Raw genomic sequence first — 15,898 nt, 5'->3', positions numbered from 1 at the left:
AGGTCCTCGTTGAGGATCCGATGCCAAAGCAATCCTCGGTCGGTGTGAAACGTCCACTCCGCTGTTTTTCGTTGATTCAGGAATACCACCCAGCTTCACGAATTGCCAGCTTTTTGTGCCTTTTTACCAAAGATACCAAGCCTTATTAGTCAAGACAAACACGCCAAGAATTGCGTTTGTAACAGAATGCGTCAGCACACATGCCCAAATATTCATGGTACGTATGTAAATAAGATTTACCAATGACCCCCAGACGAAAGCCCCGAACACCTCGGGGTGGACCGCGGCAAACATGAGTGAAACAACCAGAAAACTTGTGGTTGTGAATACCCCTTCGGGCACCTTTTCAAAGTCGTCTGAAATCAGATATCGAGATAGAAACCCTCGCCAGAAGATCTCTTCCACGAGTGGGACAACGATTGCCAGTTCAACCAGGCGGACTGCGGTGAAGGCGATCTGCAGAGGCGTCGGTGATCCGTCTACAAATGGATTGAAGCCAGCTCTCGTTCCCTGTACAGAGATGATCGCATTGTGAATAACTGGGACTGCGGATTGAGCGTATACCAGCCCTATCCAAATTCCGAATCCGACGATGCCTCCTGCGACAGCCAGTCCGAAACCCCGGGTCGAAAATTTGGGGTAAGACTTTCTGAACAGGATGAGTGCCCCCGTTGCAAGTAATCCCTTCAACGTACAAATCAGCATGTAAGTAGCGGACTGAGAGTCCGAAGGTTCAAGCATGGCCGGCAAGAGGTAGAGGCAAAACGGTAGCACGTATGAGATCGCGGCCATCGGCTTGTTTTTCCCAAGTGACAGTGAATGACTATCTGCATCAATCTTGTCTGCGGCCTTGTCGGGCAACCGTGACGTTGTGCAAGCGAGACTAACACGACCGCGTCGCACAGGTACGGATTTGGCCTCATTCAAGTGAAGCGAGATAAAAGCATACCCGGTTTCCGGAGCGTAAAAAACAAGGAAAGCCGCCCCATAAAGAGCGGCTTTCCCAAATTTAGCAGTCGCTGACGGATGTCGTGACCACTTTGATCAAGCAATCAGCGGCCAGCAATTAGCAAGCTGCTGCATTGCGTCGTCGGTAAGCCCGAACGCCCAGACCAAGACCACCGAGAGCCAGCAACGCAAAGGTTGAAGGTTCTGGAACAGTCGTAAACGTCCCTGAGGTTGCGAAGGTCACGAACTGTGGGAAATCGTTACCAGCTGGAATTGGCTGGTTAGCGAGCGTAAAGTTCAGGTAGAACTTACCTTCGGTTGGGGCATTGACGCCCGAGGTGAAGGTGTGAGTATCGCTAACCCATGCGACCGAGTTGTTACCTGAGCGGGTCAGGGTCGAGGTGCCTGTACCGGACAGCAGCAGGGTGCCCGTCTGGTTAGCGCCGGAGTAGATGTTGAACGTGTGGTTCAATTCCAGTTCAGGACCAGCGGTCGATGGACCAGTAGGGGTACTGAAGAAGGACAGGTAGCCCTTGGTGAATCCCTGAAGACCAGCAAAGTCTGAGTTAGACAGGTTCAGGCGAACATCGTAAACGGTGTACCAGTTGGCTGGATTGCCAACGAGGAAACCGGTCGAGTTCACTTGAGTTTGGGAGACGACGTCATAGAAAACGTCAGCCGAAGCTGGAGCTGCAACGCCAAACGATGCAGCGGCGACGACGAGACCCAAAGCCAATTTGCGGAGGCTGTTTGCGAACAACATAGATCTTAACCTTCTGTAGATTGAAACTCTTTTTGGAAAGTCCATACCCGGGACTGCACAGTGCGCCCGAAAGTACAAACTCAGCCCATGAATCCGAAGAAATTTGGGGCAATCCCCATCAACTCAACACAATTAAACTGAGAAATTGTGAGGAAGTTGCCTCGGAGGGCGGAAGAGTCCTGAAGAAGGTGCATCAGGAATTTGCAGAAACTCCCCCCTCCGCCAGTGCAGAAGCAGAACGGGATCGGGGAGCGCTGAACGCAGTGTTAAGAGAGCGGCATAAACAGGAGGAGCGCTTCCGCCAGAGGTGGAAGTCGATGAAGAGGATGTTCCGCCAGATCCCTGGAATGTACCCGGGGCGAGAATCAGTTCAGACTCAGGTGGAACCTCTTCATGACCGTGCTCGATTGAGTCAGCAACTGGGGAATTGGCCTGAGCACCGACGATAATGTTGACGGGCTCAAATTCCGTCCAGCTCAACAGCCGGCTGTAGAAAGTACCCTGATCATCGATCAGGCCTCGCAGTTGCGACGATCCTGCGTTCTCGATAGGAGTAATTAGTTCTGCTCGAACATCCGAATTACCGAATCCTGCAAGAACCGCGAATCCAAGGACCAAAACCCAATCAATGTGATTGGCATGTCCTTTCCTGATTCGGGTGCGAGTATTCGACATGGTTCAAGAGTCCACGATTACTGAATCACAGCCCCTATGGCTTTTCGACATCGGTTCACTCTGCCGATTTTAACTCCTCTGATATCGGCAAATCAAGCCAATTCCAGAGATAAGATCTCAGTTTTTAAAAATTTGTACACTATGATTGCTCAAGAAAGTTTTGACTGCGCTGACTTTACTAAGAAAACCTGTTCGGGAGTCGGGGCAGATTGCGCGTCGTAATTTGCGATTCTCGCCACCCGATACGCTTTTTTCGCAGAACTTTGCTATTGCTGCACACCGTTCCTGGGATGACTTGGCGCGAAAAGATGTCTATTTCTGGGCAGCCTGCTCCTGGAGCAAGCCCAGTAACTCTTTCAAGAACGGGCGCTCGAGCGGGTGAAGTTCGTGTTCCCGCAGTGAAAGCTGTTGTGCACGTTGAATGGCCTTGCGAGCGGCGTCGTGTTGTTTCAATGCTGCATAAGCTCGGGCAACGTGGAACCGTCTTTCTGCGGTCTCACGCTGGCTAACTGCTCCTTCAAAGTCCCCGACAGACTTTTCGGGGTGACCTGACGAGAGATTGATGAGTCCACGCGAGTCCAGAAGCACGTGGACGGGTCCCCCTGCATCGAGTGCCCGCTGGATGAGACCGTGTGCTTCGTTCGCGTCGCCCCCGGTCAGTGCGAGCAGCACTGCGAGATTATTGAGTGCCGGGATATTCTTTTCGTCACGCGACAAAATCGTGCGATAACCATTCAGGGCTTCCCCGTAATGACCGCGCCAGCTTTTCAAATCTGCTGAAATTAAGGGGATCAGCGGCGAATCGGCATGCGTCGAAATATTCGCATCGATCAAGGACTGAAGTCGGGACATCTGTGCCGTTGTCGCTTGGGGATTCTTCATCATCGCCACAGCCACACTGGCGATCCGCATGGGGGAAGATTTGGCCCCGTGCTCCTGAAGCAGATCCAATGCGCGATCGATCTCACTCGTCTGAACGAGAAACTCCGCCAGCGCGAGCATCTCTTCCGGTCGGTCCTCGATATACTTTTTATAGAGAGCCTCCGCTTCGGCGGCGAACTTGGCGGCTTCGGATGACTGGCCCATCTGCTCCAGTCGCCGTCCGAACTCTTCCAGGCTTTTTGCCGCCCAGAGCTTAAATTTCACGGTCGAATCGGCTTTGGATGGGTCGATTGAACGACTGTTTGCAATCCCTTTCAGCAATCGAACGACATCAGCATATTGCTCTTTGCGAAACAAAAGTTGCGCTTCGAGTTCCGACGTTGAAAGTTCTTTCGGCGCAAGTTTCTGCAAAATGCCCAGGTACAGCTCCGCTTCCGTCAACTCCCCTGACTGCAGGCTCAATTGTGCGTATGCGTTGTAGTAACGAGGATCGTCCTTTCGCGTTGTGATCAGCTTCTTGAGCTCATTTCTCGCTTTCGGCCGATCCCCAGCCTGCACATAGAGTCGTGCGAGCAGGAACCGGTCGTCTGCAGACGTCGCAGAGGACGGGTTCTGACGGAGCAGTTTTTCCAGAATCGCCACCGCCTGCTGCTGCTGGACTGTTGAAGCCGTGTTTGCCAGGATGACGGCCTTCAGGTGTGCGTCTTCGACGGAATTGGGATTCACTGCGAGATGGCGTTCGACGATTCCCAGAGCTTCCCCGAGCTGATCCTGCCCTCCTCGACTCATTAAGACCCGAGCCAATTTCCGTTGAACTCCGGGAAGTTGATCGGTGTGCGACATGTCGCCGGAACTGGCAACTTTTATCATCTTTCGCAACACAGCTTCAGCGGAAGAGTTATCGCCGACTTTCATCAGATAATCAGCCAGGCGATGACCGATGGTCAGACTCTGGGGTGTTTTGTCGTAGGCGGTTTGGTAAATCTGACGAGCTTGTTCGAACTTACCTGCCAGTTCATAGCTTAAGCCAATTGTGAGAGGCGCCTGTTCGCCAGACAATGCTGTTTGCTCTTCAGCAATGATGGAGTCCACCTCGTTCTTCTTTCCCGACAGGACCAGCACCTGCACGAGACCGATCCAAGCCTTGGGATCGCTCTTATTGAGCGCAATTGCTTCGCGGAACTGGGGCTCGGCCAGCTTGTAATTTCCCAGTGTCGCATATACCTGACCTAGCCACAGCGGATCGAGGGCCTCTTTCGATACACGAACCAAGTCCTCAGTTGCTTTGAGCGCTTCCTTGCTTCGGCCCAGTTCCAATGCGATATCGACTTCTGCCCGATGCATTTCTTCGGTAAACGAGACGTGCGACTCTTTTAGTTCGCGGATCAGGTTCGCCGCCGCGTCGAACTTCGACAGCTTGAATAGCAAGGCAAGCGTACGACCGGATACAGCTGTACTTCGGTCTCCGAGTCGAATTGCCTCGAGGTAATAGTCGGCTGCCTGGTCGGGGTCCCCAAGCTGTTCGCTGATTTCACCCGCAAGTAACGGGATACGACTCCAGTTCGGGGCGGTTGTCTTGGCCTTACTCAAGTGGGCGAGGCCCTCTCGCCGCAGTGTTTTGGCGTCGCTTTCTGAGGGGGCTCCGTTGCTGGAAAGGGACAGTCGAAGTGCCTGGCCGTAATGCCAAACAGCTTTCTCGCCAGCAATCCCCTTCACTTCTTCCAGAACACTCGCCATGAGGTCGGGCTTCTTCGCACTGAGAGCGATGTCGAGCAGAGCAAGGCGAACGGGAAGATTTTTCGGTTCTGCTGCGGCGATTTCCCGCCCCAGCTTTTCCGCTGTGACCTGATCCCCTGCATTCGAGAACAGGGGCACCAGTCCACCGGCAAGTTCCCGATATTCGGCATCGGTCCATTTGCTGTTCTTTTCGGCGAGCTTCAATAATTGGGCGATTGTGTCGGGCCCACGGTGCCGCATCACGTAGCGAGCCTTGATCAGCCTCAATCTCACCGTGTCGCCGAAATGTTCATTGGCCGATTGGATGAGCTGTTCCGCCTTGTCCCACTCACTTTGCAGCAGGGCCAGCGAGATTTCCGCTTGCCATAATTCCATCGAATCGGTTTTTTTTGCGCGGGCTTCTGCGACGACTTTCTCTGCCCCGGCCACGTCATCATGGGCCAGGTGCTTCTCCATACGGAACAAGGCCACCTGGTCCTGGAGCGAAGGCTCTCCTTCCATGCGCAGCAGCACTTTGTCGAATTCATCCCATGTCGCGGGGTGAGTCAGGTTCCAGGCGAGCAACGCCTTTACCAGACCAATTGCCGCAGGCACAGGAGCTTTCGGCAGCGTGAGGAGCTGCTCATATTCCGCAATAGCTTCAGACAGTAATCCCGCGTTGGACAGGGCGTTCGCCAGTTCGAGGCGTGACTGAGCGTAGTTGGGATCCAAGGCGACGGAACGCCTCAGGGAAATCAATTGCTGATTCAAAGACAGTGTTTCGCCATGGGCCATTCCAAGCCAGAATTCAGCGTCTTTAGCAAGGTCGGGGCGATCCCGCAGATTGTTACGAAACGATTCGATCAGATCGATGGCAGTGAGCCAATCCTGTCGGTAGATCGCCGACTTCGCTTCGAGGTAAGCAACCAGTTCACGCCGGTACTTTTCCTCACTCAATCTGCGAATCAGGCCCTCTGCTTCGCTGAACTTTCCGAGTTCAATCGCAATATCGGCGAGCGACCACTTGATGGGAAGATTGTCTGGCGCAGCCGCCACACCACGCATCAGGACGTCGAAGGCCGCTGGCGTATTCTTTTGCATCCGCTCCAGTTCTGCGAGCGACACATAGAATCGGTGATCGGTGGGATAAACACGGATACCGTGTTCGGCGTGCTCACGAAGTTCATCCAGCTTGTTGCTGGTGTAGGCTAGAAAAATTGCCAGTTGGCGAATGTCAGCATTATCAGGATCAAGTTTGATTGCCTGTTTGATGTCCTTCTCGGCTTGCTCCAGCATTTCATCTGCATTCTGCAGTTCCAGTTTCCGGGAGGATTTGGGTTCTGCAAGTCGCTCGGCCAGCCACTGTGCCCGATAGTAGTATGCCATCGGATCGTTGGGATTCTCGGTGACCATCTGGTCGATGACGAGATTTGCATCTGAGGCCCGATTCAACCTCTCATGGCGCAGCGATGCGAGCATGGTGTACGATTTGAGATATGTCGGATCGGCCTCAATCGCAGTTTCCAGGGGCCGCTCCGCCTCGTCGAATCGATTCAAGGAAAAAAAGCATGTACTGAGCTGGGTCAGTGCCTCTGCATCCTTGGGATTCTCCTTCAGGAGATATTCTTCGATTTGCGAAACCGCTTCGGAATAACGACCGATTTGCAGAGAGGTCCGTACCAGATGCCGACGGACGTCCGACCGGTCCGGGACCAGCTTGAGAGCTCGATCCATCATCGCATAAGCCTGATCCGGACGGCCTGAATCCTCAAGCAGCTGTCCGAACAGGATCAGACCTTCCGGGTCTTTCGGTGCCAGCAGGACATAACGGCGGAGATAGGCGGCCGCAACGTCCATCCTGTTTTCTGCCAGGGCACGCTTCGCGGCTCTCACGTAGGCCTGTGAATTGCGCGACATCTGGAAGGAGTGCAGAAGGTACAAACCTCCAGCCAGCCCCAGAAGACTGATCATCAACACAAGGATGAACCTGAGGTTCACCGTGCGTAGGATCTTTTGGAGTCTTCGCTTTCTCGACTTTCTGCCTGAGCGTCTGAGCGTCGCGGACAACGGTGAAGCCTTAACAAAATCTTATTCGAGCAGTTGGTGCGGCATCGAGTGTTGCGTCAAAATCAATCAGATTGTTTATGGTCGTAAGTATACTAGCCGTTAGGGAACGTCAACATGCAACTGTTCTTTCAATTTATTTAGAAATTGACGCTCGATGGGATGCAGGTCCCGCTCCACCAGACCAAGTTGAACTGCTCGCTGTAAAGCGTCCTTTGCCTCTTTCAGCCGATCCGTTCTACTATAACCCACTGCCGCGTGGTATTGCTCTTCGGCCGTTTCCTTCTCGTCGATGGCTTTCTCAAATTCTAGAACTGCCTTATCCGAGTGTCCAGCAGCGAGATACACCATTCCTTTAGTGTCTAAAAAGGCCTCGTTTCTGCCCCCGTATTCAATGGCCTTGTCAATCAGACTTAAGGCTTCCCGGTGACTACCACCAGTTAAAGCGAGGACATACGCGAGATTGTTCAGAGCAATTGTATTCTTGGGGTTGCTTGCGAGCATATCCCGATAGATTTTCATTGCCCCTTCATAGTCACCACGCCAGCTCATCAGATCGGTCAAGGCGAGCAGGAGCGCGACTGAATCAGGATTCTCTTTCAACTTCTGTTCGACCAACCGCTGGATCACAGCGAGTTGATCGGATGTCGAGAATTTGTTTCGCATCACCTTACGGGTGATTCCCGTGACTTGAGCGACGGTCGCTTCAGAGAAATGCTCCTGGAGAAGTTCCAGTGAGCGGGCGACCTGTTCCGTAACTGCCAGGAACTCGGCATATGCCAGAATCAGGTCAGGCTTCTCGACGATGAGCTGCTCGTAAAAAGACGTCGCTTCTGCGGCAAACTGCCTCGCGAGATCCGCCTGATCTTTATCCTGTGACAACTTCGTCGAGTAAGTCTCAAATTGCTTGGCGGCCCAGTACTTTCTAAATGTCGCAGCATCAGGTCGTTCGTCCGGTGTCGCCTCTTGTGTGCCGACTTTCTTGAGCAGTGTCGCGACCTCGTGGTACCGATTCCTTGCAAACAGAACCTGCGCCTTCAGGTCGAGTGTGAGCAAGTCATTCGGCACCAGTCTTTCAAGCGTTTCCAGGTAAACTTCTGCCTGCGGAATTTCTTTTTCCATCAAGTTCAATTTCACGAACGCGGCAAGGAAGCGCGGATCTTCTTTACGATCGCTGATCGATCGCCGGAGCTCGGACCGCCACTTCTTCAGGTCCCCTTCCATTTGGTAGAGGCTTGCCAGTAACCAGTGATCATCTGGCTGGAACTCGCCCGGCCGTTCCTGATTAATCAGATCTTCCAGGATCATGATTGCCTGGCGTCGTTCAATGGAGTTTGCACCACGCGCGTAGATATTGGCCTTCAGCCGCAGATCCTCAACTGTGGCAGGGCTGACTTCAGCGAGATTCTTATCGATCTGAACCAATGCCTCTGCTACGGCCTCACGCTGGCCGTAAGTAAGAAGTGCGATGACGAGATTTCGCCGCAGCCAGAGTCGCGTCTGCTGGTTGAGGGCGGGTTTGCCAGAGGATTCCTGCAGCATCTCTCGAATTGCGACTTCGGCCTCTTTGATCGCGCCCCACTTTACGAGGAATTCGATCCATCGACGGGTCAGCTCGGAGTCCTCCGGTGCCTTCTTGAGCGCCTGTTGGAAGTGTGTCTGGGCCAGATCTTTGTTGCCCAGAGCGTCGTAACATTGCGCTAGCACAAGATCGACTTGGTCGGCCTCGAGCGTTTTTTGCGCCTCGGCGATGGTTGCCTCCGCCTGGTCGATTTGTTTGTTCTGAACCAGCGCCCGTACGAGACCGATCCAAGCTTGAGGTCGATTTTTTTCTACAGCGGTCACCAGCCGAAACTGCTCAATTGCAGCCGGATAATTATCGACGTTCAAATAGACTTGCCCCAACCAGAGCGGGTCCTTGAAGTTTGACTTCCCGGAAACGAGCTGGGCAACCATCTTGCGCACCTGGTCTTTGCGGCCACGCTGCAATTCGACCGCGATCTCAGATTTCACCATGTCCACAGTGAAAACGGACTGGGAATCTTTCAACTGCTGAATCAATTTTTCAGCATCATCGAAACGATTTGCGCCGATGAGCAGTGTGAGGGCACGACTGGCAACGGTCGGGGACCTTTCACCCATTCGGATGGCTTCGAGATATTTTGAGATCGCCTGAATCGCGTCGCCGCGACGGTCGTGAATTTCGGCGGTCAGCAACGGAATTCGTTCCCACGTCGGCCGGATCGCTCGGGCTTTTTCCAGGTGTCCCAAGGCGCTCGACCAGGCTTCAACATCGTTCGTCTCTTGTGCCTTCAGCACCAGACGCTCGGCTTCCCCGTAATGCCAGACGGCTCCTTCACCGACCACACGGCGAATTTCGTTGAGCACCCCCTCCATCAGGTCCAGGCGCTTTGCGCGGCGAGCAATATCCAGCAGTAGCAGGCGAATTCGCAAATTGTTCGGCTGCTCAGTTGAAATCTGCAAAGCGAGACGTTCCGCGTCTTCAAAGTCATTTGCGAGCAAGAATAATGAGGCTAACCCTTCCGCGAGCAGTTGTCGGTCCTGTGCAGAGTATTCCGGAAGGGGCGCCGACAGACTGCGAAGCTCTGTGATCGCCTCGGGCGAACCACCATTCTGAGCGACGAGTGCCCGTGCTTTCATGAGTCGCACAGCGACAACATCGCCGAATTGTTCCTCTGCACCGCGAACAATTTCGTTGACTCGGTCTCGGTCGCGACCCGCCAGTGCGAGATCAAAGTCAGCTGACCAGAGGTCAATCTGATCCTTATGCGACTCACGCGCAGCAGAGATCGATTGCACGGCTCCGGTGTAGTCTTGCGTGACCAGTTGCCGCTGCATGCGGAGAACGACGAGCGTCGCCTCCTGGCTGCCGTCAGCATCGATTTTTTTTAACACAGCATCGAATTCACCCCAGCTACGTCGGTTCGCGGGCAGCAATAAGTTCTGCCGTAGCAGTAGCTTGGCCAGTGCGACATGAGCCGAAACAGGGGCATCAGAACTTGCGCAAACTGTTTGAAGCTCGTTAATGGCTTCCGTGATCTGATCAGCAGCAGCCAGGGATTCCGCAAGGGCTAGACGTGCCGCGTCCCAGTCCGGGTCGCTGGCAACGGCCCGGCGGAAGCTTGCGAGTTGCTGGTCAGGAGAATTGATCTCTCGGTAGGCCGTGCCGAGCCAGAAATCGACGTGCCGCAGATACACGGGCCAGCGGATCAGTCGCGGACGAACGTTTTCGAAGGTTTCAATGGCTTTCGACCAGTCGCCCTGCAGGAACGACATGCGCCCCTCAAGATACTCGACGAGAGCGTCCGTAAATCCACCCAGCCGAATCTGGGCCAACGAATTTCTGGCGGCGTCAAATTGACGTGACTCGATGAGTAAGCGCGCGAGGTTCCATTGCAGATCAAGATTCTTGGGGATTAACTCTGCGCCCCGGCGAATGGCCTCGATCGACGCTTCCATGTTTCCTGCATCAGCTTCCAACGCGGACAGCATCGTGTAGAACTGGGGATTGGAAGGGTGCTTTTCCAACCCGTCTTGAATGAGTTTACGAGCTTCTTCGAGACGATCAGTTTGCTGTGCGATCTGGGCTGCCAGGATGAGCGATTCAATGTCTTCAGGTGCGAGACGCAGAGCTTCCCGAACATCAGAATCAATCTGTTTCAGCGTTGCCTCGACGTCGAACTCAACACCGCGACGCGACTTGAAAGCGGTCCGTGAGTCTAGAAAGTGCCGGAACAGCCACTGGCTTCGAAACGAGTAAGCTTTGGCGTTATCTGAGTTATTGGCCACCATCTGGTTCAGCGTTTCCATCGCGCCTTTCAGATTGCCAAGCTTGGAAGCCTGGATGGACGCCATCAGAACGTATGGTTCCAGCCTCTTCGGAGCGTCCTTCATGGCCCGTTCGAGCGTGATTTCGGCTTCAGCGAATTCAGACAGCCCGATCTGGGCAGAAGCTAACTGCTCAAGAAGCTCTCCGTCGTTTGGAGAGTCTGGCAACAGGTGGTTCTCCAGATGCTCAATCGCATCGTGGTAGCGAGCAATTTTCAGGCAGATCGTGACAAGTCGCCGACGCACATCAAGTCGTCCGGGGGCTTTCTGGATAGCCCGATCCAGTGCATTGAATGCCTGTGGAAGCTGATCCTGGTCGGCGAGCTCGAATCCGTAAAGGATCAGCCCTTCTGCGTCCTTAGGCGCCAGCTTGATGTATCTTCGAAGATAATTCAGGGCATCATCGGGGCGGTCTTCAGTCTGGGCACGTTTCGCCTCGCGCATGAAGACATGTGCGTTACGACCCATCTGATATTGATGGAGGAAGAACAGGAGGACCGCCAGAACAACCGGTATGAAAACCACACCTGCCAACCAGCGCAGATTGATCTTGGGCATTTAAGGGCGCCTATCACTTATTCAAAGGCTGAATGGAGTTCACACGAGCAAGATCACCGCTGGGTTTGACCGTGATTTCAATCGATCCCAATCGGTGCAATACAAAACAACTGACTGTGAACAACACTCTCAACAGATTTGACGCCGAAAGCGGAACTAAAGTTCCGTTGACCATTGATAGACGTTCTTGGCAAATTCTTCCAAGGTTGGAAGCACCACATCGAGGTCATGACCCGGAGTTTGCAGCATGAATTTGATCGTGGCCGGCCATTTTTTCTTACCCCACAAGTCACGGTGCACGCTTCGCGCTTCTGATGCCGTGTTAAATGTGGCGTGACCAATCTGGTACCAGTAGCCCACCACACACCGCTCACCATCACGGTCAAGGAGCAATACGCACATCGGCCATGATCCTGATGGCGCGGTGCATTGCACGGTCCGCTCCGTCACGATCCTCCACCCCGCGTTCGTGTAGCAGATCTTCGGGCTATGAGGAGCTACGGACGCGACGGTCTCGGGGCGAACCCACGCAGACGCGTGCAGGATCACAGAATTCCCATTGGGATTTTTGTAGTTCCGGTTAATCGAAGAGTCTGCGTTCAGGATGATGGCGACGTCCTCATCTACGGGCAGATCCGTTCCGACGTATCCGTCAAGTTCAATCGGGAACGTTTCCAAGCCCCGGCTGAGGGGCTGGACTTCGAAGGTGTAACCCGATCGAACCCACCATGTCCCGACAAATCCACCCACCATCAACAATGCCGCAAGCCAGATCCGACTGGAGAACTGATTCATCATAATCTTGCTCTAAAGGGCTCAAACGATTGCGATCGAATGAAGCCGAGTTCAATGGACCGAAGCAGAATCACTCATCGTGAAAACATTACAGGGCGCGACATTCTGCGGGTCGATGAAATGCGACAGGGGAATCGTCGACAAAAGCGAGATCTGCGACAAACCGATTGTACGCCGCAGATCTCATCTGAGCAGACTACATTGCACTTGTTGATCGCGAAGCCGCAATTCCCGTTGACGCGATGCGCCGCTCTGGAGGCGCCTCGTACGAGTTATAGTAGTACCCGCCGTTGCTTTCGCCAGATACCACACAGCCAAAAATGTTAATTCCATAGTCTGTCAGGATGCTGCGGGCACTGGCGACCTGACCCAATTGACTTCTGTCTTTAAGCACTGCAAGGATCACGCCGTCCGTGTGCTGACCGACAAGCCGCCCATCGACGACAGGAATCTGGGGGCTGCTGTCGACAATTACGAGTTCGTACTCGGCTCGACACTTATCGAAGAAGTCATCCAGCGTTCCGTTGGCGGATTCTCGCAGGAGACTTCCTGGGACGTTACCCGCCGTCAGCATACTCAGGTTCGGCCAGTCCGTTTCGATGACTGCTTCTTTCAAGTCGACTCCGCTGCGAAGAACATCGCTCACGCCGGGGCTGACGGGGAACTTCATTCGTTGATGCAGTACCGGTCGTCGCAAATCGAAGTCGACGAGAAGTGTTCTGTGTCCCGAATCGGCCAGGCTGCGTGCCAGTTGCTCTGACAGCGTCGATTTCCCTTCGCCCGAAACGGCGCTGGCGACCATGACGATGCGGTTGCCCTCACTGGCGAGCTTGCGAAGCAGCATCGCTGTTACGCCTGCGACAGACTCAGACATCCGGTCTCGCCAGACCTTCACATCTGCTCCGGCATTCGGATCGTACAGCTTCTTCATGATCTTGGCCGGCACACGGGGCAGAGATCCCAGAACGGGCAGGTTCATGTTGTTATTAATGGTTTGGACATTGTTCACCGGGTTACGCAATGAATCCAGGAATACGAGCAGGCCCATGGGGGCGAACAGACCAAACGCCCCCCCCACAATGACCAGAGGAATTCGTCGTTTCGATTCACCCACCGTAGGGACACCCGTCGATTGGTAGCGAGTGATTCGAGAGGCCGACTGCAACTCGATGGTGGTCCGTTCGATTTCCTGTGTCACCTTGTCGACGATCGGGTCGAGGTTGGTGATCTCTTTACGCATCATCTCAACTTCGATCGATGACCGACCGAACTTTCTCGATTCTGCTTCGAGCAAACTCATTTCGTCACGCAGTTCCTGGGCGTGTGCTTCAAGTGCCTTGATCTTGAGCGGCAGGTTTTCACCTTTAGCTGGCATTCCCGAAGTGGCCATACCGCTTTGAATCAGTTGTTTCACCCTTGCCTTACGCTCTGCAAGCTTCGCTTTGGAGTCCTCAAGCTGCTTGCGATACTTCATCGAGTACGACTCTGCAACTTTGGGGTCGTACCGCTTCTGGGCGAGTTCGATCTTGTGTTCGTAGCCGGCCACTTCTTTCGTGTATTTGACAACGTCTGGATCCGTTTCGATCGCTTCGTTCATCATCAATTCGTTGTCAGCGCTCGTGGTGTCTGCGACTTCCTCTGCCGCCTTTTCTGTCGCTGCGCGGCCGAGCTTGCTGAATTCCTCTCCAGTTGCCGAGGGGTTCTGCGCAATCAATTCGCTCTTGGCCCGCAGGAGCTCGAATGTGACTTTAGACAGTTCCTGTCGCAGGAAGCCGAAGTGAGAGATCACACTTTGCTGTGCGAGGTTGATGGTGTTGGTATCGCCAGTTCCGAATTTCTCAACCAGCGTCCCAAGATTTCCCCGTTTGGTTCGAACCTTCTCCTCAGCATCGCTCAAAATCTGTCGCAATCGCTCAATTCGACTCAGCCGTTCCTGTCGATCTTTTTCAACGACGTCTTTCATGTAGACATCAACGACCGATTTTACGATGCGGTGGGCCGCGACGGGGTCCGTGGACGTGAACGTCACGTTCATGATTTCCGCGTCATCGGGATAAACGACTTTTAGATTCTCCTGCAACCAGCCAATCGGATCGGGATTGTCAGCGATCTGCTTCAGGCTGGCGACTTCCGGGTCTTTGATGGCCTTGTTCAGCGCCGTTGGCTGAAGCAGAAGCTGCCGCTGTGTATTCTTGTAGTTTTTGAGTTCGCCGTAACCATTCTTGCCCTGGTTATCGACAGTTTCGAAAATCAGCGGGGTGTGATTGGGTGAAACCCGGACGATTTCCGTGGCGGTGAACTCTTTGGGGTTCAGGACCCACATCAGAGCAGCCAGCGGAACACTGAAGAGGATTCCGAGAACAGAACCCAGGAGCCAGTTCCGGCGGATTGAGTGCAGGTAACGGGAGAAATCTGCACCAGCAGCCTCGGGAGCTTCGGCGATAACAGGGATCGGCTCAATTTCGGGAGCGACCTTAATGAGCCGAGTGGGTCGAGCAGTGGCTGGAACAATCTCCTGTGGCAGTGAGAACTCTCTGCTGGGGCCGTCGAGATCGTCATCGTTAGTCAGATTCATTTGCATATGGTTCCTCAGCTCCTCGCAAGAATTGAACGAGCTTCTCGACCCATCTCAATACTTTGCAACGCAATCACGAACACCGGCTGGACTCTCTGTTATCAAGCGGTAACAGCCCGAGCTCCTACTCTCGACTCATCGAGTTCCTCTTGGAACAGTTTGGAAAGAATGACGTATTCTCCCCAGAGCATCAGCAGCCCAACCGGCATCATCAACCATCCCGCAAGATCGTGGAAAATCAATTCCGCCATTTTCTCGTTGCCGAACTCATAGGCAACTGCGGTGAAGAATATTCGGAGAACATTGGCGCCGATTGCAATCAAAGGGGCGCTAAGAATGAACATGTACCGCACCCACGTTGGATGTTGCACGACGATCGCGGCACCCGCAGCAAGTGCGAAGAAGGACGTCATCATTCGCAATCCGCTGCAGGCCTGTGCGACCCCCAGCGGCTTTTCCGTCAACCAGATGATATTCCCCTCGGAGACGGCTGGCACCCCAGCGGTCTGAAGGAGAAACGTGCTGCAGACAGTGGCGATAGACTGAAGAGCACCGCTGAGGATATTTCCCAAGCCGGCTGGAAGTGGAATCATAAACACGAGGAACAGGACGGCAGGCCATGCCCAGCGAGCCGCATGCCACCCCCCGCAAATCAGCACCACACCTGCTACGCAAGGGACGACAGCGGCTGCCTCAAGCGAGATCATGCGGATGTACACCCCTGTGCACCGAGTGAGAGTGCCCAGGATGATGAGGGCGCTGCCCAAAATCAGGGCAGACCATGTGACGGCGGGCAACGGGATTGTCAGCATTCCCTTACGGTGCCACAGAAGCCAGGCGGAAAAGCAGGGGACCAGAATCCCATGGGAAGAATCTGGACTGGTCATCCAAAGGCGGTACATCCATCGCCACGCTGGGATGTCGCTGCCCCCGAGCGCCAAGACCAAGAGAAGGCCCGCAACAATTACGCCAGCCGAAGGCGTGCCCAACTGGCTGAAGCCTGAAGGTGATTCCACCGAGGTTCCTGCTGGCGTGACTGGGGTAGGTTCGGGCACTTTCGTCTTTCAATTCTT

The 15,898-nt window shown here is 54.1% G+C and carries 7 protein-coding genes; all 7 read right to left on the bottom strand.

The features are described 5' to 3' along the window. Nucleotides 1-123: 123 nt before the first annotated feature. Nucleotides 124-861: a CAAX prenyl protease-related protein gene (locus ACGY09_RS04950; RefSeq protein ID WP_397570704.1), complete on the bottom strand. Its 738-nt coding sequence runs from the start codon at nt 859-861 to the stop codon at nt 124-126. A 205-nt stretch (nt 862-1,066) separates the two neighbouring features. Beyond that, nucleotides 1,067-1,711, bottom strand: a complete 645-nt coding sequence (locus ACGY09_RS04945; protein ID WP_397570703.1) for a PEP-CTERM sorting domain-containing protein — start codon at nt 1,709-1,711, stop codon at nt 1,067-1,069. A 987-nt stretch (nt 1,712-2,698) separates the two neighbouring features. Next, nucleotides 2,699-6,955, bottom strand: coding sequence for a tetratricopeptide repeat protein (locus ACGY09_RS04940; RefSeq protein WP_397571850.1), 4,257 nt, complete (start codon nt 6,953-6,955; stop codon nt 2,699-2,701). Between the two features lie 195 nt (nt 6,956-7,150). Then, nucleotides 7,151-11,455, bottom strand: coding sequence for a tetratricopeptide repeat protein (locus tag ACGY09_RS04935; protein WP_397570702.1), 4,305 nt, complete (start codon nt 11,453-11,455; stop codon nt 7,151-7,153). Nucleotides 11,456-11,611: 156 nt separating this feature from the next. Then, nucleotides 11,612-12,253 (bottom strand): exosortase C-terminal domain/associated protein EpsI, encoded by a 642-nt coding sequence (locus ACGY09_RS04930; protein ID WP_397570701.1) that lies wholly within the window; start codon nt 12,251-12,253, stop codon nt 11,612-11,614. Between the two features lie 193 nt (nt 12,254-12,446). Further along, a complete protein-coding gene (locus tag ACGY09_RS04925) occupies nt 12,447-14,825 on the bottom strand; it encodes a polysaccharide biosynthesis tyrosine autokinase (protein WP_397570700.1) in 2,379 nt (792 codons plus the stop codon). A 101-nt stretch (nt 14,826-14,926) separates the two neighbouring features. After that, nucleotides 14,927-15,841 carry an exosortase/archaeosortase family protein gene (locus ACGY09_RS04920; RefSeq protein ID WP_397570699.1) on the bottom strand — a complete coding sequence of 305 codons (915 nt, stop codon included), beginning with the start codon at nt 15,839-15,841 and terminating at the stop codon, nt 14,927-14,929. Between the last annotated feature and the right edge of the window lie 57 nt (nt 15,842-15,898).

It is taken from the genome of Schlesneria sphaerica, assembly GCF_044336245.1.
In the GTDB taxonomy this organism is placed as follows: domain Bacteria; phylum Planctomycetota; class Planctomycetia; order Planctomycetales; family Planctomycetaceae; genus Schlesneria; species Schlesneria sphaerica.
This window is presented reverse-complemented; position numbering and strand designations above follow the sequence as displayed.

Coding starts and splice junctions, on each gene's coding strand:
- ACGY09_RS04925 (WP_397570700.1), bottom strand. CDS start 14,825: ATGAATCTGACTAACGATGACGATCTCGACGGCCCCAGCAGAGAGTTC.
- ACGY09_RS04935 (WP_397570702.1), bottom strand. CDS start 11,455: ATGCCCAAGATCAATCTGCGCTGGTTGGCAGGTGTGGTTTTCATACCG.
- ACGY09_RS04945 (WP_397570703.1), bottom strand. CDS start 1,711: ATGTTGTTCGCAAACAGCCTCCGCAAATTGGCTTTGGGTCTCGTCGTC.
- ACGY09_RS04940 (WP_397571850.1), bottom strand. CDS start 6,955: ATGATCAGTCTTCTGGGGCTGGCTGGAGGTTTGTACCTTCTGCACTCC.
- ACGY09_RS04930 (WP_397570701.1), bottom strand. CDS start 12,253: ATGATGAATCAGTTCTCCAGTCGGATCTGGCTTGCGGCATTGTTGATG.